General features: G+C 35.9%; 29 protein-coding genes and 8 pseudogenes. 23 read left to right on the top strand and 14 right to left on the bottom strand.

Going from position 1 to position 26,123, the window contains the following annotated elements:
• Positions 1–20 precede the first annotated feature (20 nt).
• Positions 21–167, top strand: a complete 147-nt coding sequence (locus tag DJ93_RS33445; RefSeq protein ID WP_181969250.1) for a hypothetical protein — start codon at positions 21–23, stop codon at positions 165–167.
• Between the two features lie 48 nt (positions 168–215).
• Positions 216–923, top strand: coding sequence for an IS6 family transposase (locus tag DJ93_RS27330; RefSeq protein ID WP_042984570.1), 708 nt, complete (start codon positions 216–218; stop codon positions 921–923).
• Between the two features lie 28 nt (positions 924–951).
• Here DJ93_RS27330 and DJ93_RS32935 read toward each other — a convergent pair whose 3' ends face one another.
• Together DJ93_RS32935 and DJ93_RS27325 are read right to left on the bottom strand one after the other, a co-directional pair.
• On the bottom strand, positions 952–1,098 hold the full coding sequence (locus tag DJ93_RS32935) for a hypothetical protein (protein WP_161785274.1): 147 nt from the start codon (positions 1,096–1,098) through the stop codon (positions 952–954).
• Positions 1,099–1,923: 825 nt separating this feature from the next.
• A pseudogene (locus tag DJ93_RS27325) lies at positions 1,924–2,166 on the bottom strand (IS4 family transposase); the annotation flags it as partial.
• A 219-nt stretch (positions 2,167–2,385) separates the two neighbouring features.
• On the opposite strand from DJ93_RS27325, the gene DJ93_RS34925 reads away from it, so the two are divergent.
• The 7 genes and pseudogenes from DJ93_RS34925 to DJ93_RS35045 form a co-directional block, all read left to right on the top strand.
• Complete coding sequence (locus tag DJ93_RS34925) at positions 2,386–2,526, top strand: integrase core domain-containing protein (RefSeq protein ID WP_117287903.1); 141 nt, start codon at positions 2,386–2,388, stop codon at positions 2,524–2,526.
• 714 nt (positions 2,527–3,240) lie between these two features.
• Entirely contained in the window at positions 3,241–3,948 is a 708-nt protein-coding gene (locus DJ93_RS27320) for an IS6 family transposase (RefSeq protein ID WP_042984569.1), read from the top strand.
• A gap of 378 nt (positions 3,949–4,326) precedes the next feature.
• Positions 4,327–4,647, top strand: coding sequence for a PadR family transcriptional regulator (locus DJ93_RS27315; RefSeq protein WP_033674137.1), 321 nt, complete (start codon positions 4,327–4,329; stop codon positions 4,645–4,647).
• Between the two features lie 71 nt (positions 4,648–4,718).
• Positions 4,719–5,060, top strand: coding sequence for a DUF1048 domain-containing protein (locus tag DJ93_RS27310; protein ID WP_042984567.1), 342 nt, complete (start codon positions 4,719–4,721; stop codon positions 5,058–5,060).
• A gap of 170 nt (positions 5,061–5,230) precedes the next feature.
• Positions 5,231–5,355, top strand: a pseudogene (locus DJ93_RS32575) (ABC transporter ATP-binding protein); the annotation flags it as partial.
• Between the two features lie 295 nt (positions 5,356–5,650).
• Entirely contained in the window at positions 5,651–6,880 is a 1,230-nt protein-coding gene (locus DJ93_RS27305; RefSeq protein ID WP_042984566.1) for a serine hydrolase domain-containing protein, read from the top strand.
• A gap of 350 nt (positions 6,881–7,230) precedes the next feature.
• Positions 7,231–7,338 (top strand): annotated as a pseudogene (locus tag DJ93_RS35045) (transposase); the annotation flags it as partial.
• A gap of 631 nt (positions 7,339–7,969) precedes the next feature.
• Here DJ93_RS35045 and DJ93_RS27295 read toward each other — a convergent pair.
• From DJ93_RS27295 to DJ93_RS27270, 7 genes and pseudogenes are all read right to left on the bottom strand, one after another.
• Complete coding sequence (locus tag DJ93_RS27295; RefSeq protein WP_042984728.1) at positions 7,970–8,182, bottom strand: alpha/beta-type small acid-soluble spore protein; 213 nt, start codon at positions 8,180–8,182, stop codon at positions 7,970–7,972.
• 321 nt (positions 8,183–8,503) lie between these two features.
• Positions 8,504–9,007 carry a MepB family protein gene (locus DJ93_RS27290; RefSeq protein WP_042984565.1) on the bottom strand — a complete coding sequence of 168 codons (504 nt, stop codon included), beginning with the start codon at positions 9,005–9,007 and terminating at the stop codon, positions 8,504–8,506.
• Between the two features lie 302 nt (positions 9,008–9,309).
• The gene (locus tag DJ93_RS27285) at positions 9,310–9,873 is read right to left on the bottom strand and encodes a GNAT family N-acetyltransferase (protein ID WP_042984564.1); all 564 of its coding nucleotides are present in this window, start codon (positions 9,871–9,873) and stop codon (positions 9,310–9,312) included.
• A gap of 565 nt (positions 9,874–10,438) precedes the next feature.
• Complete coding sequence (locus tag DJ93_RS27280; protein ID WP_042984563.1) at positions 10,439–11,206, bottom strand: MerR family transcriptional regulator; 768 nt, start codon at positions 11,204–11,206, stop codon at positions 10,439–10,441.
• Positions 11,181–12,107, bottom strand: a complete 927-nt coding sequence (locus DJ93_RS27275; RefSeq protein WP_042984562.1) for a DUF2268 domain-containing putative Zn-dependent protease — start codon at positions 12,105–12,107, stop codon at positions 11,181–11,183. Before DJ93_RS27275 ends, DJ93_RS27280 begins: the two co-directional genes overlap by 26 nt.
• Positions 12,108–12,336: 229 nt before the next feature.
• Positions 12,337–12,657 carry a Pycsar system effector family protein gene (locus tag DJ93_RS35040; RefSeq protein ID WP_479370983.1) on the bottom strand — a complete coding sequence of 107 codons (321 nt, stop codon included), beginning with the start codon at positions 12,655–12,657 and terminating at the stop codon, positions 12,337–12,339.
• 353 nt (positions 12,658–13,010) lie between these two features.
• Positions 13,011–13,722 (bottom strand): annotated as a pseudogene (locus tag DJ93_RS27270) (IS6 family transposase).
• A 119-nt stretch (positions 13,723–13,841) separates the two neighbouring features.
• On the opposite strand from DJ93_RS27270, the gene DJ93_RS32930 reads away from it, so the two are divergent.
• Positions 13,842–13,991 carry a hypothetical protein gene (locus DJ93_RS32930; RefSeq protein WP_161785273.1) on the top strand — a complete coding sequence of 50 codons (150 nt, stop codon included), beginning with the start codon at positions 13,842–13,844 and terminating at the stop codon, positions 13,989–13,991.
• A 218-nt stretch (positions 13,992–14,209) separates the two neighbouring features.
• Positions 14,210–14,284: pseudogene (locus DJ93_RS31630) on the top strand (SEC-C metal-binding domain-containing protein); the annotation flags it as partial.
• A 106-nt stretch (positions 14,285–14,390) separates the two neighbouring features.
• Here the strand turns inward: DJ93_RS31630 and dltB are convergent.
• Together dltB and DJ93_RS27255 are read right to left on the bottom strand one after the other, a co-directional pair.
• Positions 14,391–15,557, bottom strand: coding sequence for a D-alanyl-lipoteichoic acid biosynthesis protein DltB (gene dltB, locus DJ93_RS27260; RefSeq protein WP_042984560.1), 1,167 nt, complete (start codon positions 15,555–15,557; stop codon positions 14,391–14,393).
• A 96-nt stretch (positions 15,558–15,653) separates the two neighbouring features.
• A complete protein-coding gene (locus DJ93_RS27255) occupies positions 15,654–16,250 on the bottom strand; it encodes a TetR/AcrR family transcriptional regulator (protein WP_042984559.1) in 597 nt (198 codons plus the stop codon).
• A 231-nt stretch (positions 16,251–16,481) separates the two neighbouring features.
• Between DJ93_RS27255 and DJ93_RS27250 the strand changes: the two genes are divergently transcribed.
• Entirely contained in the window at positions 16,482–16,838 is a 357-nt protein-coding gene (locus tag DJ93_RS27250) for a helix-turn-helix domain-containing protein (RefSeq protein ID WP_241484381.1), read from the top strand.
• An 89-nt stretch (positions 16,839–16,927) separates the two neighbouring features.
• Here the strand turns inward: DJ93_RS27250 and DJ93_RS27245 are convergent, their stop codons facing one another.
• Positions 16,928–17,638: a complement C1q domain-containing protein gene (locus tag DJ93_RS27245; RefSeq protein WP_052109720.1), complete on the bottom strand. Its 711-nt coding sequence runs from the start codon at positions 17,636–17,638 to the stop codon at positions 16,928–16,930.
• Between the two features lie 419 nt (positions 17,639–18,057).
• Here DJ93_RS27245 and DJ93_RS27230 point away from each other — a divergent pair.
• From DJ93_RS27230 to DJ93_RS27220, 5 genes and pseudogenes are all read left to right on the top strand, one after another.
• A pseudogene (locus DJ93_RS27230) lies at positions 18,058–18,720 on the top strand (hypothetical protein).
• A 278-nt stretch (positions 18,721–18,998) separates the two neighbouring features.
• Positions 18,999–19,598 (top strand): cysteine hydrolase family protein, encoded by a 600-nt coding sequence (locus tag DJ93_RS27225; protein WP_052109718.1) that lies wholly within the window; start codon positions 18,999–19,001, stop codon positions 19,596–19,598.
• Positions 19,599–19,917: 319 nt separating this feature from the next.
• Positions 19,918–20,037, top strand: a pseudogene (locus DJ93_RS31625) (DUF3967 domain-containing protein); the annotation flags it as partial.
• 183 nt (positions 20,038–20,220) lie between these two features.
• On the top strand, positions 20,221–20,370 hold the full coding sequence (locus tag DJ93_RS32925) for a hypothetical protein (RefSeq protein WP_161785272.1): 150 nt from the start codon (positions 20,221–20,223) through the stop codon (positions 20,368–20,370).
• Between the two features lie 30 nt (positions 20,371–20,400).
• The gene (locus DJ93_RS27220) at positions 20,401–20,667 is read left to right on the top strand and encodes a hypothetical protein (RefSeq protein ID WP_042984555.1); all 267 of its coding nucleotides are present in this window, start codon (positions 20,401–20,403) and stop codon (positions 20,665–20,667) included.
• A gap of 132 nt (positions 20,668–20,799) precedes the next feature.
• Here DJ93_RS27220 and DJ93_RS27215 read toward each other — a convergent pair whose 3' ends face one another.
• The gene (locus DJ93_RS27215; RefSeq protein ID WP_042984552.1) at positions 20,800–21,042 is read right to left on the bottom strand and encodes a hypothetical protein; all 243 of its coding nucleotides are present in this window, start codon (positions 21,040–21,042) and stop codon (positions 20,800–20,802) included.
• A 563-nt stretch (positions 21,043–21,605) separates the two neighbouring features.
• Between DJ93_RS27215 and DJ93_RS32920 the strand changes: the two genes are divergently transcribed.
• From DJ93_RS32920 to DJ93_RS27190, 6 genes are all read left to right on the top strand, one after another.
• The gene (locus tag DJ93_RS32920) at positions 21,606–21,752 is read left to right on the top strand and encodes a hypothetical protein (RefSeq protein WP_161785271.1); all 147 of its coding nucleotides are present in this window, start codon (positions 21,606–21,608) and stop codon (positions 21,750–21,752) included.
• 320 nt (positions 21,753–22,072) lie between these two features.
• Positions 22,073–22,393 (top strand): PadR family transcriptional regulator, encoded by a 321-nt coding sequence (locus tag DJ93_RS27210; protein WP_042984550.1) that lies wholly within the window; start codon positions 22,073–22,075, stop codon positions 22,391–22,393.
• A gap of 76 nt (positions 22,394–22,469) precedes the next feature.
• A complete protein-coding gene (locus DJ93_RS27205; RefSeq protein WP_042984549.1) occupies positions 22,470–22,811 on the top strand; it encodes a DUF1048 domain-containing protein in 342 nt (113 codons plus the stop codon).
• 171 nt (positions 22,812–22,982) lie between these two features.
• Positions 22,983–23,744: an ABC transporter ATP-binding protein gene (locus DJ93_RS27200; protein ID WP_042984548.1), complete on the top strand. Its 762-nt coding sequence runs from the start codon at positions 22,983–22,985 to the stop codon at positions 23,742–23,744.
• Positions 23,745–24,494, top strand: a complete 750-nt coding sequence (locus DJ93_RS27195) for an ABC transporter permease (protein WP_042984547.1) — start codon at positions 23,745–23,747, stop codon at positions 24,492–24,494.
• Positions 24,495–24,914: 420 nt separating this feature from the next.
• Entirely contained in the window at positions 24,915–25,547 is a 633-nt protein-coding gene (locus DJ93_RS27190) for a LysE family translocator (RefSeq protein WP_042984546.1), read from the top strand.
• 263 nt (positions 25,548–25,810) lie between these two features.
• Here the strand turns inward: DJ93_RS27190 and DJ93_RS31620 are convergent.
• Positions 25,811–26,107: pseudogene (locus DJ93_RS31620) on the bottom strand (zinc ribbon domain-containing protein); the annotation flags it as partial.
• Positions 26,108–26,123: the final 16 nt, after the last annotated feature.

Below are 26,123 nucleotides of genomic sequence, written 5' to 3'. Positions count from 1 at the left end.
TCTGAGAGGAGACTGGAAATATGGCTGGTCCACTTAAATTAACAAGTGATGAAGGGAAATTAGAGCTGGCATGTAAGGAGATATATAAATTTAATGGAAACGAACCACCATATGATGATGCATGGTTCTGGTGCAAAAACTTCAGGGAAATTGCAAATAATCTCTAAATCTTGGACATACTGATACTATTACTCTAAAAAAGGTGTGTGATCGGTATGAGAAAGGAAAATTTGTTCAAATGGAAGCACTATCAACCTGATATTATCTTATTAACGGTAAGATGGTACCTACGGTACAACCTAAGTTTTCGTGATTTGGTGGAAATGATGGAGGAACGAGGTTTGTCTATTGCTCACACCACTATTATGCGTTGGGTGCATCAATATGGACCTGAATTAGATGAAAGAGTACGACGTCATCTTAAGACAACAAATGATTCCTGGAGAGTCGATGAAACGTATGTGAAAGTAAAAGGTCAATGGATGTATTTATATCGCGCAGTCGATTCAGAAGGAAATACCATTGATTTTTATCTAAGTGAATCAAGAGATAAACAAGCAACCAAGCGCTTTTTCAAGAAAGCCTTGGCTGCTTCTCATATTTGTAAACCTCGCGTAATAACAGTAGATAAGAACCCTGCCTATGCTGTAGCAATTCAAGAATTAAAAGAAGAGAAACGTATGCCTGAAGGCATACAACTAAGGCAAGTTAAATATCTCAATAATATAGTGGAACAAAATCACCGTTTCATTAAGAAACGTGTACGTTCTATGTTAGGATTCAAGTCATATGAAACAGCCACTTCTATATTGAGTGGCGTTGAAACCATGCATATGATGAAAAAAGGAGAACTTCACTTACAGGTGAAGTCTGCCCAAAATGAAGTTAGATTCATACATAAATTATTTGGAATTGCATCATAATCTACCATTGAACAGTCTATGCAGGTTTCTATGCCTCTATCAAATGATTTTTGCACCAGAACCCTTTGTTCTTCCATGATTTTTTTCGTTTCATGTTGTTTGCTCCTTGTCCTTTTGTGTGCGCTTCATTCCTAGAGAATGTTTCGGAAATGTCGGCTTGTCGCATTTCACTCATTCCATCCCCTCCCCTCGCCCCAAGCTCCGCACACACCTTGTTTGATTGAGGATTGAATCAATAGATGCGTTTTCAAATGATTCCCCATTGTTTCATAGATTGCAGCCTTCTTTTATTTGATAAGAGATATCCTCTTGTTTTTATTATATATACATATATAATAATATATAGTTAATAAAGAAGGGAGAGAAAATATCTGTTTCTATATGTCCCAAAAGCCAATGGGTCTTCTTCTGTATGGATACATGAATAATAAGTTTAGAATTTGTGATTCTACTACATGCCTTTCAAGACTGATTATATAATTTTTACCTATAGATAAAATAAAGATAAGTTAAAGGTAACCTTAATTCGTTGAAAATAAATGTGGTAAATATAACCAATTCAAGAAAGAGACTCGTCACATCATATCAAGATCTCCGACAGTCAATACGAAGACAACTGACGAATGGAAATAACAGGAAGGGGAAGTGACAAATAGGTAGAATACAGATTGTTCTTTGAAAACTGAAGATATGAGGTTGATACAAGAAAAAATTCGTATCGTAAAATCTTCAATTAACTCGTCACCGCATCAAAATAGCGAAAAACAAGTCTTGACGTTGATATGGATAGAACAGTCATAATCGCTAAAATGTGGTGGGTTCTTACAGATTTAGTGATACGAGAAAGCCTATGTAGGACTTTAGTCCGTCTTTAGGCATAGGATGAAAGTATCCTCTGAAAATCGAATACATATGAGGTTGGAGTAGCGAATTCTCCTACTCGGGGTCACCATACATGCCCATCAACTTAAGAAAACAAGTTATACCCAAAAACAAAAAATCCCTCAGGGCTGAGTAAAGTACCAGTAGCTGCATGAAGCCTGCTACATAATCGGACTAAGGGATCACTTGCCACCCGTTGGCTGATCCAAATACAAATGGTAGCTAAGTCTGATCCAGAAAACTTACGTTTTCGTTTTATAAATCCGATTTCTCTTGCAAGTTCTTCTAAGAATACAGGTGTAACATATCGTTGTAATTTTTCTGCAAATGGTAATAGTTCATCTTGAATCGAGGGATTCATAAGAAAACGTCATCCTTTCTAATTTATCTTGTTTAGAAAGGATAACGTTTTTGGGTATTTGAGGGTATTAAAATTTCCTGAGTTGATGGGCATGTATAGTGACCCCTATCTGCAGAGAAAGTAGGGTGTACTTAAAACTCCTAACTTGATGGGTATGTATGGTGACCCCTGTAAGGGGAATTGTTGGGATAACGCAGTAATGGAATTGTTTTTTAGCGTTTGCATGGAGAAAAACTCATTTCTCTTTCTCAAGTCAATCAGTTAATAGCTGAATTTATTTACATGTACTATCATTCCGTTCGTCCTCACTCATCATTAAATGGAATGACTCCTTATCAATATTCAAAATTGATTGCATAATCTAATTTGTGTTTCAGTTTTTCTTGACCAGGTCAACTTCTATTGCAACTCAATTTTCGGAATAAATTTAGGTTAACTTTAGATTAATTTTAGTTTATCTAAAGTTATGAATTCTATAATTATTTTGGCTCTGTTCCAAAGCTTTTAATGACCTTAACATCTAGAATTGTAATTCAACTATTAAGAATACACAATATGAGATATACAAAAAGCATATAATCTATACTATATTTTTGTACATTTTTAATTTTTGCAAACTGAAAGGAATGAAAAGATGAAAACTGAAAGTGAAAAGAAACCTCCAGTTCATTTCAGCGAAACCGAAGAAGATCCATTAGCTTTTTTTAAAGGGTGTAGAAATGGATGTGTTTTTTCTATTCTCATTTGGGCTATCCTAATATATATATGGATCAAATAAAAACAGTTCTAGTGCAAAATTTTTTTCATCGTGTACACTAAGAATATTTATAAATAAAGGTTACGTTTCATGATGAAAAAATATTTAAATATTATCATTGAACAAAACCATCACTTTGTAGGAGAGAACGCTACATCGTTATCAAGCTAATAAAACAAATTACCCCTAAAATGAAAAAATACGCTATTCTTTCTGTAGAATCATAGGAAAGGATGGCGTTTTTAGGTTCTGGTGCAAAAAATCTATAAAACTTGGACATACTGATATTACTACTCTAGAAAAGGTGTGTGATCAGTATGAAAAAGGAAAATTTGTTCAAATGGAAGCATTATCAGCCTGATATTATTTTGTTAACGGTAAGATGGTACCTATGGTATAACCTCAGTTTTCGTGATTTGGTGGAAATGATGAAGGAACGGGGCTTATCTATTTCTCATACCACGATTATGCGTTGGGTTCATCAGTATGGCCCTGAATTGGACAAACGAATTCGTCGTCACCTCAAGCAAACCAATGACTCTTGGAGAGTTGATGAAACATATATAAAAGTTAAAGGGCAATGGATGTACCTGTACCGTGCTGTTGATTCGAAAGGAAACACAATCGATTTTTGTCTAAGCAAAACAAGAGACCAAAAGGCTGCAAAGCACTTTTTCAAGAAAGTTTTGCGGTCTTTTCATGTTTCAAAGCCACGTGTTATAACAGTCGATAAGAATCCGGCTTATCCTATAGCAATTGAACAGTTGAAAAAAGAAAAAAGCATACCTGATGGTATGCAACTTAGACAACAAAAGTACTTGAATAATATAGTAGAACAAGATCATCGCTTTATAAAGAGGCGTATCCGTTCTATGCTAGGGCTCAAATCTTTTGACACAGCTATATCCATTCTTTCTGGAGTAGAAGCCATGCATATGATTAAAAAAGAACAGATTGATTTACGGAACCAGTCTATCCAAAATCAGAAAGAATTCGTCCATCAATTGTTTGGACTTGTAGCATAAGATACGATTTCGTTAGGAATATATATGCTTTATTCTCTTTTACTTTATTTTTGCACCAGAACCAGTAAAAGCTCCATAAAGAAAATTAGCTGTATCCAATGAGAATAGCTGATTTTAAAAATATTTAGAAAATCCATTTGACGGTCTATCTACTGTGTGTTACGATATACCTGTAGTAGGTCACACTTAATAGTGAGGTTGCAAAAATATTTTCAAGAAAAATAGTTGACACCTTCTACTCGGTGATACAATATACATGTAATAAGTAATACTGAATAGTGTGTTTTTCCAAAAGCTATTCAGTAAAAATTCACCTTGGTACTCTGTTATACTGAATATAAGTCAGACAAAATAGAGGAGGGAGTGGAGGATCTAAACATGGAAAATTTAACTGAAATGCTGAAGGGTTCGCTGGAAGGCTGCGTGCTGGAAATCATCAGTCGCCATGAAACCTATGGCTACGAGATTACCCGCCGCCTGAACGAACTTGGGTTTACCGAAGTCGTGGAAGGGACGGTCTACACCATACTCGTGCGATTAGAAAAGAAAAAACTAGTGAACATAGAAAAGAAACCTTCAGATATGGGGCCGCCCCGCAAGTTTTACTCACTTAATGAGGCTGGCCGCCAGGAACTTGAATTATTTTGGAAAAAATGGGATTTTGTATCATCAAAAATTACCGTCTTAAAGTCAATCTAGCTTCATAAGATATTCCGTCCTATATTTTTGGAGTGTCTTGTTCAGCTTTATAAAAAAGGAGGAAAAATAACATGTTGGAAATCTTCAAAAAAATGATTGGTGATAAAAAAGAATACAGGATGATGATGGCACGGGTTGAAGCCCTGCCAGAGGACTACCAGTTTGTATTTAAGAAAATTCAAAACTACATGTGGAATTTCTCAGCGGGCAACGGGATGGATATGCTGCACATGCAGTATGAATTAATCGAGTTGTTCGAAGCCGGTGCGGCGGAAGGCAGACAAGTGTTGGAAATCACTGGGGACGACGTGGCGTCCTTTGCCGACGAACTAGTGGCAAACGCTAAAACCTATGTCGCCAAGTATCGTGAAGATTTGAATCAGAGTATCATAAAGCGATTGGGAAAAAAATAAATTCAATAGATAATACCGACTGATTAGCTGGTTACAAATGTGAATTGTCACCTTCGCTATGCAGTTATATTTTTAACCCGGTAATAAGTTATACAGAATATCAGTCAGACTAAATAGAAGAGTATAGGCAATCTAGCTCCGCAAGGCGCTTTTTATAAGGAGGAAAAAGTATGAGCAATGCAGCCATTTCTGTAAAAGGGTTAAAAAATCCTTTAAAGACAAAGAAGTCTTAAAGGGGATGGATTTTGAGGTGCGGCGTGGCGGAATTTTCGCCCTGCTCGGCTCCAATGGGGCGATTGTAGAATAAACGTCTGATGAACACATGGCTCTATGCTAAGTGCAGGACATATCTCGATTCTGATAACTCAGAAAAGGAAGTGAGTCAGATTTTGATTGCCAATATTCATTTTCTTTGATGCATCGAATCCACTTTTTTGATAAAGGGCTTTCAAGCATGAATAACAAAAGAGAATTTGTAGTTTTAAAACAATAGGGCTGACAAAAAAGTAAAAAGAGGGAAACCAAATGAAAAAGATTACAACAGAAGATTTTCGTTCATCAGAAAATGGGGGAAAAAGGAGAGATTAATGATGGGACAAAGTAACAAAGGCTTCTCCGAAACAGGGCTGCACAAAATGCGCGACGTGCTGACACGACATGTCGATTCCGGGAAGATTCCTGGGCTCGTCGCCTTAGTCAGCCGAAACGGCGAGACGCACGTCGAAGCGCTTGGAACAATGAGGCATGATGGTGGCGCACCAATGCGTCGGGACACGATCTTTCGATTGGCGTCCACTAGCAAGCCGATCGCAGTTTCACCGGTAATGGTTCTGCTCGACGAATGCAAACTGCATTTGGACGACCCAGTAGACAAATGGCTGCCCGAACTCGCCGACCGGCAGGTGTTGAAACGGCCCGATGGTCCGCTGGAAGAGACCGTCCCAGCACGGCGTCCTATCACTGTACGAGACCTGTTGACCTCTACATTCGGGCTCGGAGTGGATCTCACGTTGATGGGTTCTCCGATCATGAACGCGTTCTTCGAGAGTGGGATATTCGATACGCCAGGGCAGGATATGCCCGATCCAGATGAGTTTATGCGTCGCCTAGGTGCACTTCCGCTAAGCTACCAGCCCGGAGAGCGGTGGCAGTATCATATCAGTATCGAAGTGCTCGGCGTGCTTGTTGCCAGGGTCACGGGTCAGACATTCGAGTCGTTCCTGCGTGAACGCATCCTCGATCCACTGGGGATGAAGGACACTGGCTTCTATGTGCCTGAGCGCAAGATTGACCGGCTTCCACCTGCTTTCAACCCCGATCCGCAGACAGGTGAGTTCATCGTGTGGGATGAGGGTGCAGGCGGACGTTACAGCAAACCTCCAGCATTCCAAGCAGGCGGCGGTGGGCTGCTCGCAACCGTCGACGATTATCACGCATATTTGCAGATGCTGTTGAACAAAGGGATGCACGGAACCAAACGGATCCTGTCCCGGCCCGCCGTCCAGCTGATGACCACCAACCGTCTTACTCCTGAACAACAAGTATACCGAGACGATTTGGCCAAAAACAACGTCCATTTGTCGTTTGGGCAAGGGATACAAGGCGGCTGGGGATTTGGGATGGCGGTGCGTACCTATCTTGGAGACTACGCATCTATCGGTCAGTTCGGCTGGGATGGTGGAACCGGCACTACAGCTTACGCTGATCCAGACAAACAGTTTACTGGAATCCTGTTCACCCAGGTTGGGATGTCTACTCCGGACTCATCGCATCTTATTCAAGACTTCTGGACCACGGTCTACCAAGCAATCGAAGACTGAAACCGAGCCCGCGATTCGTCGTTCGTTTAAAAAAAGGCTGGTGAATTTCATCGACCTTATTGGGGCAGAATCAGGACGTGACGCGGAGTTGGTTGGCCGGAGTGGAGCTGGCCGGGGCATTACCGCAAGTCCTTGGAGGTCTATTCAAAGCTTGCAATCACTGATGCCCAGCAGGGATATAACGAGGTCATCAATAATTTAATTACATCCACATTACGGGTGGTGTCAGCTTCGTTGGTACTCCCCCCAATAGGGGGCTTAGCTTAACAAGCCAAATTAAAAAGGCGGTTCCTAAGGTGAACTGCTCCCCAATTGTTAGACACAGTCTAACAATTGGAGGGTAGTTTTTTATGTCTAAATTTTCTTCAAAAGAAAAAATACGAGCAGTGAGACGGTATTTAAGTGGCAATGAAGGTGGAAAAACAATTGCTAAATCTATAGGGGTTCACCCCAATGTACGGTGACCCCTATTATATAGATTCTATATAAGAAGAAAAAAAGTAGTGAAAAGAAAAACAAAACTGTACAGTTAATCAAATCTAGATAAAACTTATACCAAATTCAAAGGAGAATATTTTTTATCATGTGATTGATAATTGTCGTTTAAACACAATTTAAGTATTGAAATTTTCTATACTTAGATGTATTATATTTTTGTATTTTTCTCTATCTGAAACAGAGAAAACATCATCACTTCTGAAAGAACCCGAACTTTAACGGGTTCTTTTTATACTTGAATTCATTTTTGATGCATTGTATTATATTTTCGGGTCTTACTTACATAAATCATTATCGGAAAGAATCTGCATTCGAGCAGGTTCTTTTTCTTTATGGGGTGCATCACACATGCCCATCAACTTTAGAATCCAGAATTACCCTAAAACGAAAAAATGAGCTTTTTTTGTTACAAGTTAGCACAAAATTTCGTTCTGGGGGTACTATAAAATTTTAGCTTGATGGCTATGTATGTTGACCCCTATTTGGTTGCTTATCGTGTAAGTGTCTACATTTATTCATAAACTAAATACAGGTAAAAAAATATATGCTATGACTTACTGTAACTGTAATCTTTTATATTACCGGGTGAAATTAATGAGTAAACCCACCGCCAAGTTGTTGTTCAGCCATGGCTACTAAACGCTTTGTGATTTCACCACCAACAGAACCGTTTGCACGAGATGTTGTATCTGGCCCAAGCTGTACGCCAAATTCTTGTGCAATCTCGTACTTCATTTGATCAATTGCGTTCTCAGCACCTTGAACCAATACTTCATTATTATTTCTGCTACTCTTGTTTGCTATATGTATCACCTCCTACGGTTTTAATATGTTACGAAACATGGAAAAACTTTTATTCCTTTTTATAGAAAATGGGTGTTGGGTGTTTTTGCCCAAATCCCCGAAACCGAGGATTTGGGCAAAAAGTAAACTTTATGACATAGCGAAAAACCTAGAATTTCTCATTTCAAAAATACAATTTAAGCACATTTGCAATATGTCAATAGAATTGTATATGTTTTGAAACGTGCATTTTCAAAAGTATCTCAAAGCCCTTATTTATAAGGCTTTTTTAGGGGTACGGCAACTTCATTTTGGAGCCACTTACAAAATGAAAGCAAGAAGCTATGAATATAAGTTTAATAATTTATCTATGGATAAATTATTAGTATCACTTAAATTAACAAAATATTGAAGTTGCCACATTTGGCTCTTCTTTGCTTGATCACTAACAGGAGTATCCCAAATAGGATAAATTCTCATAGCCATCTTTCCTTTTTGACTTTGAGTTTTCAATATTTTTTCTTTTAGAAGAATCTCTTTTGGGAAAATAAATTGTCCTAGTTTATTTTCATCAATACAAGTGATAACTAATAAGTCAGGAGCAGAGTCGTAAGAGAAGGATTGATTTTGCATGTTTTCATTTTTCTCCCAAAAAGAAACAAATTGTCCAATTTTATTAGGAGTAATTTTTGATACCCTAAAACGTATGGTTTTGTTATTTAACTGGAATATTCCTCCTGCATATTCTGAATTTTGTTTTTCTTCTTTTAGATTAGTGATCATTAAGTTATTAGGTTTATAAACTATATTATCTAAATTTTTAATTATATTGTTAAAATTGTTCATGCGAATCCCCCTTTATTCATATCTTAGTTTATCACAAACGTTAGTTCTCATATATCGTATAGAATACAATCTTTAAAAGCGATCAATCTCTTAACATACAATTTTCTTTTTTGGTCGTGTCGGGCCTTTAGAAGTAGAATCCATTGACTTGATTCTCATGAAAAGAATCATAACTTAAAAGTTATGACACCGTTCGTTATAAAAAATCAAAAAAGCCGCCTTCCAAATTTGGAAACCGACCTTAAGATATGTTGTACAACTATCGCATGCTTTAGTTGTACAAGGAATTTTAAAATTTTAATCTAAATTACCTTTGCATAGATGCAGGTATCAGTTAGTTTTTTACCGTCAGCTGAAAGATCTTCATGACGTAATATCCCTTCAAGCTCAAAACCTAGTTTTTCAGGAATCGTACGACTTTTAGTGTTATTGGATTCACATCGTATTTCAATCCTTCTAAATTTGAGTAACTGAAATCCAAGGTTTGTTAACTCACTTACTGCTTCTGTCATATATCCATTGCCACTAAATTGCGTGTTAATCCAATATCCAATTTCACATTTAGAAATCTTCCAATTAATTCCGTGAAGGCTAGCAGTTCCAATAAAATCATTAGTACCCTTATGATAGATAAGATAGCGAAAGCTTTCTCTTTTCAAAAAATCTATATGGGCATTTCTCAGGATAATTTCCGTTTCTTCAACAGTAGGAATTGACTGGTATAAAAGCAACCATTGCTTTAACTCACTAATTGAATCCTTAATAGCTTGGTTTACTACATTCCCGTCACCAGCTTGAAGTGGTGCTCGAAGAATTAGTCTGTCTGTTTCTATTTGTAACGGAACATCTAATAAAATAGGATTCATATAATTTCTCCTCTCGAAAACTTTAAATTATGACATAATGAAACTTATATAATAAAAAAACTTTCACTCCAAAGAAATAATTCTTGAGGACGAGAGTTGCAATTTCGTGGTACCACCTCAGTTTGTTGATATATCACCATATCAAACTCTTCGGGGGTTCTGTTGCAAAGTTGAAAAACAACCGAAAATAATGAGTATACGATACATGTTCTTGTATATTTTATAATGATTATTCGTAACAATTGTATTTTCATTCTATCTTTTTGGGGGCGTTTAAAACTTTGCAACAGAACCACTTGTAAGATAATAAGTAAAATTCTTGTATTATAGGAATACTATTGTGTATGAAAAACAAAGTGAGTAGGGAATCTTTCATACATAAGGATATAGAAAGTTTTTTAATCTGAAACAAGGCAAATAGTGTCGCCGAGATTGCGTTTTTAAGGTGATTATTGTGCAGTGACAATAAAGTTGTTTAAAAGCAAATAAAGTTATTTAAAAAGATGGTGTGAAATTTCAATTAACACCATCTTTTATTTATATGTTGTATTATAAAAGTATGAAATTAATGCTTCTGTTGATTGACATAATGTATAATAGCGTTATATAAAAATTCAGCTAAGTCTTTATTACTAAATTGATTTATATAATTTTTGAATCGATTATCAAATTTATACGTATTTGCAATACATGTCAACATTTCAGAGTCACATACAATAGATTGTTCGAGATAACTTTTCCACTCTACAATTAATTGCTGTACTTCATCGGAAGTAGGTGATTGATTAATATAGGAAGCAATTTTTCTAAATACTCTTTCCATTTTTTGTTCAAATTCATGAAATAAGTTCGCTTTTTCACTAGGAGAAAGTTTGTTCAGTTTCCCCTCAAATTCTTTGTATTTTTCTGTTTCTCCATAGATGAATTTCGCTTCATGAGCATATTGTTCTTGTAATGGTAAAATAGATGAATTATTAAAAATATTTAAATTGTAGATATCCTTTCCTGATACATACTCATCCACCGCAGTAATAACTGTTTCTAAACGTTGTTTTTTTAACAATAAAGTTTGATAATGCTTCTTTAATAATTGTTGCTGTTCTTCTCTCGTAAGTTTCAAAACATCCGCAATTTCCTTTAGAGAAAAGTCCATTTCCTTAAAAAATAGAATCGTTTGAAGTTTTGCTAAACTGTTCCTATCATAGAGTCGATAACCATTTTCTGTTAAGTAAATTGGCTTTAATAAATGTATTTTATCATAATATTGTAAGGTTCTTTTTGTTATGCCTGTAATTTGGACAATATCTTTAACCGTTAATAATTGTTTCTTCATTCCAAAATCCTTTTATTTCATCTAATATTAGATTGGCAGGAGTTATTGTGGCTTCAAAGATATTTTTACCTGTTTTTTCTAAATAGTATTTAATTAAATAGTATCCACAGGCATAACCAGCAGCATAAGACATATTGACTGGCATATAGTTTTGAAGTTTTGCTAATTCGTCACCATAAAGATACGGTGCAATTTTATCAAATCCTGTTAATTGTAATTGTTCCTTGAGCACAGGTTTAATATGTCTATTAAGCATCTCCATAGTTGTTTTCGATACCCAAGGACCGAGTAGATCTTCCCCAAAAATAGAAGTAGCAAAGTTTTCTGCTAACCCTTCACTAACAATTAATTCACCTAAAGTAACAGTGTGGTCCCACTGAATAAATTGATATCGAACATTATGATTACATTCATGTGCCAAAACAGCTTTCATTCGAGGTATTGTGTATTCATTTGGTACAAGTGTACACAAAATATAGCCAGGAATACCTCCATCACCACTGTATCCTTCATTTAACATTAATGAAGGACTATTTGGATCCCCTAATAGAATCGTGAATAAGTAATCGGATACACGAAGGTTCACATCATGCTCTCTAAATAAATGAAGGCTTTTCCTAACAGCTTCTTTACACTCAGACCAAAAAGAATCAGACGAAATCAATTCTAATTCTGGTGTAATCTCATTTGTAATCTGATTAGGAGAAATGCTCATTATATTATTCAATGTAATAACATCAAAACCATTTGGCTCCTCAGCTTTAAAAGGAACATGTTGAATTTCCCATTTTCCCATAAACGGAGCCAACATTTCTTGTCTGTATAAATCAACCTTTTCCTCTTTTGGAGCTTGTAAAATTTTTCGGTATATTTTATCTGAGCGTAATAATTTTATATTCATTTCTGTCACTCCTTATTTAATATAGTTAAAATTATGCACTATGACGTAGCGTTATAGTCAAGGGGGGAACTAAAAATATAGCAAGAGGATGGGATTAGGTGTTTTTTGAAATATTAATAGGACACTTTCATTTGTAATTACCTTAGCTTAGTTTGGATGTTGAACGTATTTGAAAATATCTCCAAAGCCGAATTTCAAACAACTTTATTGTAATTAATCTGTGGGTTGTTTAAAAAAGTATAGAGGATTGAAGTGACCCATTATGAATTCCTTCATATGCTAATACGTCTTTATTTAACCTAGGTATTAGAACCCTAACTAAACAATAAACTCCAAATATAAAGATAACCCATGAAACAACAAATAATAATAGATATAAGAAGTTTGCAAAATTAATGTGCTTTAGTGGTTGTGAAAGTATTTTTTGTAGCATGTTAATTGAATTTTCAGATGTAAATATTGTAAGGAATACACCAAGGACTGCAATAACAATTGATGCTTTAGTGTCACAGCTTTTAATCCAATCTAGCTGTCGGTCTAAACGTGCAATTAAATTATTTTTTTATCTAAAGAGTGACTTTCTGTCATAATTACGCACCTACTAAATTATATTTACTAATATTATATAACAATTTAAGGGAATTTAAGGATATTTGTAACATTAAAAATGATTTATTTTTTTATTCCTTCTTTAGTTACTCATTTTTATAAACAAGTTTGATTAAAGATTTTAATCCTTAGCATACGAAATTCGCGTTTTATTGGTGCTACCTCAAAATCATCTTACAAATCAAGGGGTACCGCCAGTATTTTGGAAAAAACCCACGCTAAACAAAAAATGGTTCTGGTGCAAAAATCATTTGATAGAGGCATAGAAACCTGCATAGACTGTTCAATGGTAGATTATGATGCAATTCCAAATAATTTATGTATGAATCTAACTTCATTTTGGGCAGACTTCACCTGTAAGTGAAGTTGTCCTTTTTTCATCATATGCATGGTTTCAACGTCACTCAATATAGAAGTGGCTGTTTCATATATATGACTTGAATCCTAACATAGAACGTACACGTTTCTTAATGAAACGGTGATTTTGTTCCACTATATTATTGAGATATTTAACTTGCCTTAGTTGTATGCCTTCAGGCATACGTTTCTCTTCTTTTAATTCTTGAATTGCTACAGCATAGGCAGGGTTCTTATCTACTGTTATTACGCGAGGTTTACAAATATGAGAAGCAGCCAAGGCTTTCTTGAAAAAGCGCTTGGCTGCTTGTTTATCTCTTGATTCACTTAGATAAAAATCAATGGTATTTCCTTCTGAATCGACTGCGCGATATAAATACATCCATTGACCTTTTACTTTCACATACGTTTCATCGACTCTCCAGGAATCATTTGTTGTCTTAAGATGACGTCGTACTCTTTCATCTAATTCAGGTCCATATTGATGCACCCAACGCATAATAGTGGTGTGAGCAATAGACAAACCTCGTTCCTCCATCATTTCCACCAAATCACGAAAACTTAGGTTGTACCGTAGGTACCATCTTACCGTTAATAAGATAATATCAGGTTGATAGTGCTTCCATTCGAACAAATTTTCCTTTTTCATACCGATCACACACCTTTTTTAGAGTAATAGTATCAGTATGTCCAAGATTTAGAGATTATTTGCAATTTCCCTGAAGTTTTTGCACCAGAACCGAAATATTTATGGATCAGGACAGCGTTGTGTTAAAGCCATATAAAGTAAAAGATTCTGGTTTGATAACGGGAGATATATCTGAAAAGAATTTTAAAATTGCTGATAGTAAAATCACATTAAGTCCTGAAGGTGCTAAGGTTTTATTGAAAGAATTAGAGGAATATCTAATAAAATAGTTAGAGTGTTGGTTCACTAAGTTAAAAACCAATCTATATTACTGATTAATAGATTGGTTTTTGTATTACTTCTTATATAACTTCACATACCTTACTGACTGTATAAACATTCAATCTCTTCGTTCAAAGAATTATAAATAAATTGTGATTCAACACTACATTATAGGCCTCACCATATCATTTCGGGAAAATTGTACGTTATCAAGACATAATTTGATGAGAATTGTCCTTGTAACAGCGGTAAAAAATACAAATTTTGTTGCATGAACAAAGAAATTGAATTGGATATATAAAAATGAGATACCCCCTAAAATGCAAAAATACGCTATTCTTTCTGTAGATTCATAGAGGGTAGACGAAACATACATCAAAGTAAGTTGTGAGAAAAGAAGTTATTCATTAAAAATATTTGTTTAGGTGCCCAGAGAAGATTAGGAAACCGAAACATACGAAATGGAATGTAATCACAATTGCAAGGACATGCATGAACGTATTGTTTGGCCAAAATTTATGCTTCTTGTTTTTTCGTTCGAAAATATCAAATAAAATAAACAGAGCAATATGATATAGAGCATAAATAATATATTGAGCAATATCATGACCTGTAATGTGCCAAATTCCCATAATAAAAAAGTTTAAAAAGACGCCAATATATGAAATCGTATATCGATTTTTAATGAGCTTTTTCTTTGTTGCGAAAAAGACAAAGCGCATGTATACAAAATCACGAAGCCAGAATGATAAACTCATATGCCAACGATTCCAGAAATCTTTAATATTACGACTGATAAAAGGTTTATTAAAGTTTTCTGGTGTTTTAATCCCCATCATATAACTGACACCAATTACGAATGAGCTATAACCTGCGAAGTCAAAAAATAGATATAAACTATAGCTATACATGTAAATCATATTTGATAAAATTGTATCTTGGTGAGCGATTGTTGTACTCATAATATGTTGGTTTATTAAGTAAGCAAGTATAAATTTATACAGAAAACCTTGAAAAATACGGTTAATCCCTATATATAGTAGATTGTAATATTCTTCAGCACTTGGTGGTTTTTGAATATCTTTTTTGAATCTTCGGTAACGATCGATAGGTCCGGTCGAGATAGCAGGGAAGAACAAAATGAATTCCCAGAAATTAAAAAATGAGCATTCTTTAATTAAGCCATCGCGAATTTCAAATACCATTTGTACTGCCCTGAATGTTACATAAGATATACCAGTAAAAACAATGAATTTTAATTCAGGTACAAATGGTGCAATTTTTGCCAAAATCAGTGGAAAAATCGACAAAATAACAGCCATGTAAAACATGAACGTATTATTATTTTGTTTTCTTAGTAGTAAATAGCCTTTAATAAGGACATATTGCCAAATAATAAATACTGCTAACATCATTGCTTGATTTGGTTTATCCGAGAAGATAATAGCAAGCATAATTAGCGTTAAGACAGCATTATATTTGCGCAACATTTTACCTCTTAATCCAGCTACGGTAGTAGGTATCAATAAAATACCCACTATAGCGAAAAAATAAAATGATCCATATGCGGTCATGCTGTAACCTCACTTTATAATGTTTTGCAATCCTTCATTTCATTTGGTGTCATGGAATAATGGATTGGCACATGAATTTTCTTGGAATTATATAGTTTAATAATCGCTCATTGTGTTTTTTGGGGTGCAGATGCTAATAAATACTTTTTCTATAACCTCATATGCCGGAGCAATTTGTTCTTCTGAAGCCCCATGCATAACTTGTAACGCTAATCCATTTATCGAAGCCAATAAAGCCCTGGAGAATGCTTCTAAATCTGGGATTTCTACATTGGAAGCTTGCGCATATTCTTGAATTAGGTCTATCAGTTGGTTCTGTAGAACTCGAATTTCTTCCATAATTTTCGGTGACCAAGCTGCTGCTGCTAATAAACTAAAATACACTTTTCTCCATTCAGAACTTTTGAATTGATGATGTACTACAAATATAAGTTTTTTCAATTTCTCTGAGAAATCTTGTATATGTGAGAGTTCATTCTGAATTTCTTTAATTTGTTTTTGCATGACATAAGAGGTAGCGTTAACTAATAAGCCCTCCTTTGTTGGAAAATAATAGTGAATTAAACTTAAAGTAATTTCCGCTTTTGTAGCAATATCTCGTAATGTAATAGCGGTTGTACCTTTTTCAGCTAAGCATTCAAACGTAGCCATTAGTATTTGATCCCGAGTAGCTGTTTTTTTAGAATTAGACATTGTATTTCACCTTCTTATTTTTGTTTGGTCAACCGACCAATAAATATAAATTTATACTACCCTATTAGAACATTTTTTACAATACTGAGTACCACCCCCCATGTCCACCAAGCTAAGGTTTTGAAGTACACCCTAAATGAAAATTCTCTTTTTCTACAGTTAGTTATTTGGGGGATTTGGCTCATTTTTTCTTTTTGGGGGTGTTTACTTTTCTTAAGTTGATGGGTATGTATGGTGAGGCCTAATAGTATGAAAACTTTAGGTGAAACTTTAAAAAAACTTAGAAAAATTCGTTCTTTAAGACAAGCAGATTTAGCTCATGAACTGAATCTTAGCAGAAGCCAGATTAACAATTATGAAAATGGATTTTCTGAGCCTGATCTTATGACAATGTTTCGTCTCGCCTCCTATTTCAATGTAACGTTAGACGTGCTTACTGGACGTACTGACGTTACAGATGATGAAATGCTACATAATCAATGGTGTTCAAAAACGTATGGGGCGTTATCTGAAAGCCAAAGAGAGAACTTTTGTAAACAACTTGACCATTATGTACGATTCTTAGGTGAGAACCAAGAAATACTGTGATTTGATTCCATAATAAAAGAAATATTTTCCATTTACTAGAGGTAAAATTATGAAAAGAGAGCCACTTGGCTCTCTTTTTTCTGTACCAATTAAGGTAATATCGTTCCACTAAAATATGCGGTAGAAATTTGATTAAGAACTCCCGCTTTTGGTGATGAAAAAAACACAGTTATTTTCTGACCTGCTTCTAAATCAATAATAGTTGTATGGTTTATAAAAGAGATACCTATGGTATTAAAAGTCGCTGTACCAGAACTTATATTCACGCCATCTTTTCTTATCTCAATGAATACTTCAGTTGGCGGAACGAGTGAAGCAAAATTCAAGTTAACCGTAAACGAATAAATACCATTTATAGGAGCCGTAAACGTGTTAGTGATTGAAGAATAACCACCTCCATTATTAAATACGATGTCTTCAAATGATACTTGAAGAAAAGCTGCGGGAGAGTACTCTTGAAAAGGGAATTTCTCCGCACGGAAATTAATTGATGGTGCATTTGTTCCTGTAGATCCAGTCGGACCTGTTACTCCTGGTAAACCTTGAGGACCTGTTTCACCAATTCCAGTTAATCCTGTCGCTCCTGTTGGTCCAGTCACTCCTGTTGGACCAGTAGAACCCGTTATTCCAATTCCTGTAGCACCTGTTGGTCCAGTCGCTCCGGTTCCTCCAGTTGGACCAGTAGGTCCTGTAGGCAGTTGGAATGGTGGAACAGGTGGTAGTGTAGGACCTATTGAATTTGGATCAAGCGCAGTGCCATATAAAATCTCATATAAGTCAAACTCATTTTCTCCTGACATACGTCACCTCCGCAAAATACTTATCATACCTAATAAATGCTTTGGATTGGAATAAAATTACATCTTTAAGACTTCTACTCTCTTTTTTATTTCCTTTCGACAGAATAAGACAATCTAGGTGTAACTGGATTTGTTATGCTTGAGTTGAAATCTTACATTTTTGGAGGTTGGAAATGAAAATATCTAATAAAATGCTTATTTTAAGCAGTATAGGAATATTAGTTTTATTGTTTATTAGAGGTCTCTATAACAGTTTTAAACTGTTTGGAAATACAGATCTTGGGACAGAGGCTATAACCGGTGAAGCTATTGCAGGAACTTTATTATGGTTCGGTATCATTGCTTTCATAGCATCATTAGTTTTTCTAATGATCGAATTGGTAAAGAAAAAACAAATTGTAGAAACAAAGAAATCACATATGAGCTCCGCTATCTTATTTGGGACATCAATTTCGTCGTTTGTTTTATTTGCAATTATAGCTATGATGTTAGGATTTAGTACCCTTGCAAAAGAACAACAAACAACTGCAAGTCCAAAAACTAGTTATACTAATCAAGATAACGAAGAAAAAGCTAAAGAAATCGATAAATTAAAAGGCGACATAGCATTATTAGAAACCCAGAATAACTTCCTAGATGCTGAAGTAAAGAAGTTAAAAGAGGAATTAGCAAAACAAGAACAACAAACTCAGCCTGCTGCGAAGACAGTTCCACAAGAACAGTCTAAAAAAGATGAACCTAAACCAGAAGTTCAACAATCTACAGTTTAACCGGAAAAGAAAGAAGAAGCGAAACCGCAGCAACCTACAGGATCTTTGACGAATCCTGTTAAAAACATCAATAAAACAGAAGTAATGAATAAAGTGAAAGAAAAAGCTAAACAAGACTTCAAAGATGATTACATGACTCAAAACTTTGTTGTTGATGAACAATCTAAAGCATTCGATTTCTTAAATGGTATCGAAATTAAATCACAAGAAGAATTAAATGTTATAAAGAACGCATTGAAAGACTTCCCTAACGATTTTATGACAGTAAAGTTTGTATATGAAGAACAAATGAAAGCTAAGAATAAACAATAAGGCGTACCGCTCATATTTTAACGAAAATATACGCTAAGTACAATCGGCTGTTTTTGATGAGAGTTGGAATTATTCAACATCTATTTTGTTAGAAGCAGTATTCGCTAATTTAAGAAAAACTTCATTAATATTTTTCATCCAACCTTCAACTTTTTTAGCTGCTACATCAAGTGTAAATCCTTCTTCAATTTACTCCTGAATTAAAAGGATTTTTTTATGTTTAAGTAATAATTAATGTATATGATATACATTCGACTAACAAAAAGGAGTGTAGTTCAATGAATGCAAAAGAAACAGCGTTCTTACTAATTGAATTTCAAAATGAATGGCTTTCTCCAGATGGTTCTTTACACTTTGTTATTAAAGAACAATTAGAGCAGAAAGGATTAGTGTCAAATACAGAATACTTGCTTGATGAGTTAAGAAAAAAGGGAGTTACTATTATTCATGTTCCGCTTTCATTTACTCCAGATTATAGAGAGGTTCTGAGGGATGCAACAGCACTTGTTTCAATCATTAAGGAAAATAAAAGATTTCAACAAAATGCTCATGGAGCAGAAATCTATCCGAAGTTTACCCCGGCAGCATCTGATTTAGTAGCCGAAGGAAGAAAAGGAATCAGCGGTTTTGCTGGAAGCAACCTGGACCATTTACTTCGTGCTAGAGGAATACGTCATGTTGCTTTTGCTGGATTTGTGACGGAAGTATGTGTAGAATCGACCATCCGTGATGCCTATGATCGAGGGTATCATTGCACATTACTCTCTGATTGCACGGCTGCTCACACCATTGAAGATCAAATGTATGTAGAAAAGAAAATCATGCCGTATTTTGGAAATGTGTTAACGTCAAAAGAGATGATTGATCAGTTAAGGTAAGACTGATGGTCCGGGATCTATTACCATGACCATCTTAGAGTATGAAAAAACGCTAAAATGGTCATGATCGAGGGCTTAGCGTATATTTTCGTTAAAATGTGGGCGGTACTCCATATCTATCAAGCTAAGATTTTGTGATACTCCCCATAAAGGATTTGTTAGTTCTTCGCCAAGCTTCCCTAAATATAAAACATATTCATAGGGAAGCTTGTAGAACCTTGTTATTGTGAAAATATAGAAAAAAACAACTCGTGGGAAATCCCTAGAGCTGTTTTGATTTTCGTTATAGCTTTATAAATTTCATGGCATTCGGTTTTAAGATGAAAATCTCATGAAGACATTACGTGAAATCCAAGAGGAAAAGAAATTAATGCAGGAATATCGTGAAGAAGTTGCTGCAGCAAAAGAGAAGAAAAAGCCGTGGTGGAAGTTCTGGTGAGTGGTTTCGAATAAACTATACAAATGTTGAAAGTAGAAGTGTATGCTTGTCTACCTTCAACATTTTTTTGTATTGGGAGATTAAAAATAAAAGGGAATATTTTTTTGATTGGTCTGAATGTCCGTTTCATCTCTATTCCTCTATGCATAAAATATATCATTCTAATTTATTGGGGGTATAAGAATGCCAAATAATAAAGAAATTGAAAATCAATTGAAAAAATTACGTCATGAATTGCGTAAAGATATTAAGAAAGTTCACCATGATGCAGAAGAGATAGAAGAAATTTTGAAAGAAGTTGAAAAATTAATTAAGCCATTATTAGAAGGTTAGACGAATCTAAAGGAAAGGAAGTGAGTAATAATGTCTCTTACTCTTGATAAAAAAATTGTTCTTAAGGATATTCTTGAACAAGCAAGAGCAGCTAGAACAAAATTAAGAGAAATTGAAAGAGCTCAGATTGATCTAATTTTGATTGTAACTTTGGGTTTAGCTGGTAGAATTCCTATAGATCAAGCACTTATTTTAATTACATTACAAGTAGCGTTTATTGAAGGACTAAGAAATGAATTAGCAGACATACTAGCTAACTTACAAACAGACTTAATTTTGCTAAAATCTTTTACTTAATAAAGGTCACTATACTTTTCAATCTCCGAAAAAAAGGATACATTTATCTAAAGATACAAAGATAAAAAGATACATGTATCTTTAGATACATAATAAAAAGTACCCCTAATTAGAAACAGGGATACTTCTTTTTTATATTTCGGTTAGTAATTTGAATTTTATTTTCTGCTCCACAGTCAATTCATTTTCCACATAACAATTTATAAGTAAATCAATTATTTCGTGAGCATATTTCGTGTTTGTGAGTTTCATTAGCGCTTCAAGTTCTTCTTTGGATTGACTGGAAATTTTAATACTTCCCTGTTGATTTTTAAACTTTTTTTTTTCTGGGGCCTGTATTTTCTTTTCTGTGTTTTCAATAAGGGGTCCCGCCACATCGCCATCAACCTAAAGAATCAAAATCTCCCCATAACGAAATTTCTATTCATTATTGACTACTGATAATAGGACGTTATGTTAACCTTACATGAATACGATATTCATTTCTATAAATTATAATGGAATCAGTCTGGACAAACGTACAAACAAAAAAACATGCGGCATTAAATGTATTATCTCTCATGAATAGAGGAGGTTAATTATTTTGTCTTCAAATTGCGGAAGAATTTAGGCCTGCTACTTTTCCCTCTCCCGATTATAGAATATTAATAGCCATCAGGGTAAATAATACTGAAGTAGCCATTGATAATGATTTTTTTAGTACAATCACAAATAACAATATTACATCTGTTTCTACTAATATTCAGTTAAACGCTGGAGATGTAGTACAAGTATCTGTAAAAAGTACCCTAGCTGGTATAATTGTTTCAAATCCTTCAAGTACACACTTTGAAGCTACGAGATTTCCATCTCCAACAATGTAAATTAAAAACTGATTTAAAAGAAGTATAGGAGTTCTTGTCATAGAACGCAAAGTAGCGACAAGGAAATCTCTAAAATTGTTTTCACAGTATGAATATGGGATTAAGAAATCACTGGAAGTAGGAGAAAACCTCATCGCTTTCACACCAGAGAAACCGAGAACCTACATGTACAGCTGCTGGATGGGAATGATCCGCGGTGTAATCATTGTGAAAGAAGCATAGGAGGAAGTGAAAGCTCCATAAAGAAAATCGGCTGTATCCAATGAGGTTAGCCGGTTTTAAAAATATTTAGAAAATCCATTTGACAGTTCATCTACTGCGTGTTACGATATACCTGTAATAGGTCACACTGAATAGTGAGGTTGCAAAAATATTTTTAAGAAAAATAGTTGACACCCTCTACTCTGTGATACAATATATATGTAATAAGTAATACTGAATAGCATGATTTCCCAAAAGCTATTCAGTAAAAATTCACCTTAGTACTCTGTGATACTGAATATAAGTCAGACAGAATAGAGGGGGTAGAGGAGGATCAGAACATGGAAAATTTAACTGAAATGCTGAAAGGTTCGCTGGAAGGTTGTGTGCTGGAAATCATCAGCCGCCGTGAAACCTATGGCTATGAGATTACCCGCCACCTGAATGAGCTGGGGTTTACTGAAGTCGTGGAAGGGACGGTCTATACCATCCTTGTGCGATTAGAAAAGAAAAAACTTGTGAATATTGAAAAAAAACCGTCAGATATGGGACCGCCTCGCAAGTTTTATTCACTAAATGAGGCTGGCCGCCAGGAGCTTGAATTGTTTTGGAAAAAATGGGATTTTGTATCGTCAAAAATTAACGTCTTGAAGTCAAACTAGCCTCATAAGATAAAATATTCTGGCTGATATTTTGGAAGTTTCTTGTTCTGCTTTATAAAAAAGGAGGAAAAATAATATGATGGAAATGTTCAAAAAATTAATTGGTGATAAAAAAGAGTACAAAATGATGATGGCACGGGTTGGAGTCCTGCCAGAGGACTACCAGTTTGTGTTTAAGAAAATTCAAAACTACATGTGGAATTTCTCAGCGGGCAACGGGATGGATATGCTACACATACAGTATGAATTAATCGAGTTGTTTGAAGCCGGTGCGGCGGAAGGCAGACAAGTGCTGGAAATCACTGGGGAGGACGTGGCATCCTTTGCTGACGAACTAGTGGCAAACGCTAAAACGTATGTCTCTAAGTATCGTGAAGATTTGAACAATAGTATCATGAAGCAATTGAGAAAAAAATAAATGCAATAGATAATACCGACTGATTAGCTGGTTACAAATGTGAATTGCCGCCATCGCTATTCAGTTATATTTTTAACCTAGTACTAAGTAATACGGATTATCAGTAACACTAAATAGAGGAGTGTAGACAGTCTAGCTTTGCAAAACATTTTTTATAAGGAGGAAAAAAGTATGAGCAATACAGCAATTTCTGTAAAAAGGTTAAAAAAATCCTTTAAAGACAAGGAAGTTTTAAAGGGGGTGGATTTTGAGGTGCAGCGTGGCGAAATTTTTGCACTGCTGGGATCAAATGGAGCGGGCAAGACGACAACGGTCAACATCCTCTCGACGCTGATGAAGCAAGATGGTGGCGAAGTAAGTATTTGCGGCTTTGACGTCCAGCGTCAACTGGATCATGTTCGTCAAAGCATCAGCCTGACAGGGCAGTTCGCAGCTTTAGATGGCATGCTCACTGGGAGAGAAAACTTGATAATGATCGCCAAGTTGCGTGGAGTTTCCAATCCCGCTCAAGTCGCTGATAATCTGCTTGTAAGATTCAGCCTGACCGATGCGGCCAACCGCAGGGCAGACCAGTATTCAGGTGGGATGAAGCGTCGGCTTGATATCGCCATGAGCTTGATCGGGACGCCAGCAGTCATTTTTCTCGATGAACCGACGACAGGACTTGACCCCGAAGCGCGGATTGAAGTGTGGGATACCGTCAAGGAACTTGCAGGCGGTGGCACAACTATCTTGTTGACGACCCAGTACTTGGAGGAAGCAGAACAATTGGCGGACCGTATCGCTATCTTGCATGGCGGAAAAATTATCACGACTGGTACCCTTACTGAACTAAAAGAAATGTTCCCACCAGCAAAAGTGGAGTATATCGAGAGGCAGCCGACGTTGGAAGAAATTTTCCTTGCAATCATCGGCAAAAAGGAGGAGATGTAAATGAAAAGTAAAACAGGGGTATTACTAGGGCGTTTAATGCGCAACATCATGCGCAGTCCGGATACGATTATTACGGTAGCGATTACACCGATTATGATGATGCTGTTGTTTGTTTACGTATTTGGTGGTGCCATAGAGACAGGAACGGATAACTACGTCAATTATTTATTACCGGGAATCTTGTTGATGGCTATCGCATCCGGTGTCGCTTACACTTCCGTACGGTTGTTTACGGATGTAAAGAGCGGGCTGATGGCACGTTTCATTACTATGCCCATCAAGCGCTCGTCGGTATTGTGGGCTCACGTATTAACCTCACTTGTTGCTAATGTGCTTACTATCGTGGTGGTTATCCTTGTTGCGCTCTTAATGGGCTTCCGTTCCAGTGCTAATATTCTGGATTGGCTCGCGGTAGCAGGGATACTTGGGATGTTTACGCTGGCGCTGACATGGTTGGCTGTCATTCCCGGGTTGACAGCGAAGTCTATGGAAGGGGCGACAGCCTACTCGTACCCGATAATTTTTCTGCCCTTTATCAGTTCGGCCTTTGTTCCTACCGAAACGATGCCAAAAATTGTTCGTGCGTTCGCTGAGAATCAGCCTGTGACTGCAATCGTGAATGCGATTCGTGCCCTCTTGTATGAAGGATCTGTTGGCAACGATATTTGGATTGCACTTGCTTGGTGCGTAGGCATCATGGTTATCGCTTACTTCTTCGCCAGTAAAGCATTTAAACGCCAGTTAGGATAAGTACACCATCAGTTCGGTGCCCTATGGCAACTAAATCTTCTGAAATAATATATATATTTGGAAAAGCACGGGAAGATTTTCCGTGCTTTAATTATTTGCTATGTTTTTAGGGTAACTATTGTCGATATAATACCTTCATGTTATGCAACAATCGGGTACAATTCTGGAATAAGAATTGTGCTTTTATTTTTATATTGGAGCATTTAATAAAATTGGGCATAAAAAATTTTATTATTGCGAGATTCTGAAGAAAAGTATTCAAACTAAAAAGGGAGGGAATAAGCAGAAAATCTTTTTAAGTACCGATAATGAGACTTTATGTTAACCTCATATGAATAGCTATATATTAATCTTTTCTCTCGTCAATCATGATAAAATGAACAATAAGAAATTTATGTAAGATAAAGGGGTGGAAGATTCATGGTCAGTTTTAGTACTTTGCTAGCTTTTGCACTTGTTTCACTTAGCATGGTTTGTTCACCTGGGCCAAACATGATTTATCTCATTTCCCGTTCCATTACGCAGGGGCGCATGGCAGGAGTCATTTCTCTATTGGGTATCATGCTTGGCTTCATAATCTATATAATCGCAACAATGTTCGGACTTACAGTTCTTTTCCTTGCTGTTCCTGTTGTCTACGAAGCAGTCAAGTGGGCAGGTGCCGCTTACTTGCTCTGGCTCGCATGGAATTCGATTAAACCTGGTACTACATCTATTATGGAACCTCGTACTATTTCTATTGAGCCACCACGGAAATTATTTCTAATGGGACTCATGACTAACCTTCTGAATCCTAAGATTGCTATTTTGTATGTGTCACTTCTACCTCAATTTGAAGACCCTGAGAAGGGATCGTTGCTTCTACAAGGTGCCCTTTTGGGCCTTACGCAAATAACTGTTAGCTTTATAGTCAACCTCCTAATTGTATTTACAGCAAGTAGAGTTGCCAAGTGGTTTGGCACACGCCCAACGTGGCTGCGAGTGCAGCGTTGGCTCATGGCAAGCGTCTTGACAGGTCTTGCTGTACGTCTTGCTTGTGAACGCCGGCAGTAAGAGCGTCCTTCAAAAACTTGACTATCTTCTTGAAACGATTGTAAGGGGAACAAGAAATATGGAAGTTGAATAATTAACTATCGATAACAAGAATTATGTCAAAAGTAAAGCCTTCCTGATTGACGTTTTTTATATACAATTAGTTAGGATGCAATACCAAAGGTTAGGGATATTCCAAAAATTAATTTCAGAATTGAATAAGAAGAGGCATGCATCTTGCACCTCTCAAGGTACAGTTTTTGAAGTGGGAGATTTCTAATTCATTAGGTTATCTCCTTAGTTCCTACGGTTAAGAGATGAATTGCTTCGTTACTAAGATTTAGTGCTGCATTTCGATCTCTATCGTGATGTGTGCCACAAGAAGCGCAATACTACTCACGAATTGTTACATTTTTAAGGTTTTTGTTTTAGTATTCACAATTGGAACATAATTGACTAGAAGCAAATGTGTTAGATACCACAACAGCTTATTTGCCATACCACTTTGCTTTATATTCCAACATAGTTCGAAATTGTGACCAAGATACTTTACTGATTGCTTTTGCAAGCTTTCTATTTTTAGGAAGGAGTCTTCTG

It is taken from the genome of Bacillus clarus (genome assembly GCF_000746925.1).
Classification (GTDB): Bacteria; Bacillota; Bacilli; order Bacillales; family Bacillaceae_G; genus Bacillus_A; species Bacillus_A clarus.
This window is presented reverse-complemented; position numbering and strand designations above follow the sequence as displayed.

Coding starts and splice junctions, on each gene's coding strand:
- DJ93_RS27245 (WP_052109720.1), bottom strand. CDS start 17,638: ATGTCAGGAGAAAATGAGTTTGACTTATATGAGATTTTATATGGCACT.
- DJ93_RS27310 (WP_042984567.1), top strand. CDS start 4,719: ATGTTGGAAATCTTCAAAAAAATGATTGGTGATAAAAAAGAATACAGG.
- DJ93_RS27205 (WP_042984549.1), top strand. CDS start 22,470: ATGATGGAAATGTTCAAAAAATTAATTGGTGATAAAAAAGAGTACAAA.
- DJ93_RS33445 (WP_181969250.1), top strand. CDS start 21: ATGGCTGGTCCACTTAAATTAACAAGTGATGAAGGGAAATTAGAGCTG.
- DJ93_RS27285 (WP_042984564.1), bottom strand. CDS start 9,873: ATGAATCCTATTTTATTAGATGTTCCGTTACAAATAGAAACAGACAGA.
- DJ93_RS27330 (WP_042984570.1), top strand. CDS start 216: ATGAGAAAGGAAAATTTGTTCAAATGGAAGCACTATCAACCTGATATT.
- DJ93_RS27280 (WP_042984563.1), bottom strand. CDS start 11,206: ATGAAGAAACAATTATTAACGGTTAAAGATATTGTCCAAATTACAGGC.
- DJ93_RS27305 (WP_042984566.1), top strand. CDS start 5,651: ATGGGACAAAGTAACAAAGGCTTCTCCGAAACAGGGCTGCACAAAATG.
- DJ93_RS32925 (WP_161785272.1), top strand. CDS start 20,221: ATGCCAAATAATAAAGAAATTGAAAATCAATTGAAAAAATTACGTCAT.
- DJ93_RS27225 (WP_052109718.1), top strand. CDS start 18,999: ATGAATGCAAAAGAAACAGCGTTCTTACTAATTGAATTTCAAAATGAA.
- DJ93_RS27320 (WP_042984569.1), top strand. CDS start 3,241: ATGAAAAAGGAAAATTTGTTCAAATGGAAGCATTATCAGCCTGATATT.
- DJ93_RS27200 (WP_042984548.1), top strand. CDS start 22,983: ATGAGCAATACAGCAATTTCTGTAAAAAGGTTAAAAAAATCCTTTAAA.
- DJ93_RS27275 (WP_042984562.1), bottom strand. CDS start 12,107: ATGAATATAAAATTATTACGCTCAGATAAAATATACCGAAAAATTTTA.
- DJ93_RS27195 (WP_042984547.1), top strand. CDS start 23,745: ATGAAAAGTAAAACAGGGGTATTACTAGGGCGTTTAATGCGCAACATC.
- dltB (WP_042984560.1), bottom strand. CDS start 15,557: ATGACCGCATATGGATCATTTTATTTTTTCGCTATAGTGGGTATTTTA.
- DJ93_RS27290 (WP_042984565.1), bottom strand. CDS start 9,007: ATGAACAATTTTAACAATATAATTAAAAATTTAGATAATATAGTTTAT.
- DJ93_RS32935 (WP_161785274.1), bottom strand. CDS start 1,098: ATGAGTGAAATGCGACAAGCCGACATTTCCGAAACATTCTCTAGGAAT.
- DJ93_RS27255 (WP_042984559.1), bottom strand. CDS start 16,250: ATGTCTAATTCTAAAAAAACAGCTACTCGGGATCAAATACTAATGGCT.
- DJ93_RS27190 (WP_042984546.1), top strand. CDS start 24,915: ATGGTCAGTTTTAGTACTTTGCTAGCTTTTGCACTTGTTTCACTTAGC.
- DJ93_RS27210 (WP_042984550.1), top strand. CDS start 22,073: ATGGAAAATTTAACTGAAATGCTGAAAGGTTCGCTGGAAGGTTGTGTG.
- DJ93_RS27250 (WP_241484381.1), top strand. CDS start 16,482: ATGGTGAGGCCTAATAGTATGAAAACTTTAGGTGAAACTTTAAAAAAA.
- DJ93_RS27220 (WP_042984555.1), top strand. CDS start 20,401: ATGTCTCTTACTCTTGATAAAAAAATTGTTCTTAAGGATATTCTTGAA.
- DJ93_RS27315 (WP_033674137.1), top strand. CDS start 4,327: ATGGAAAATTTAACTGAAATGCTGAAGGGTTCGCTGGAAGGCTGCGTG.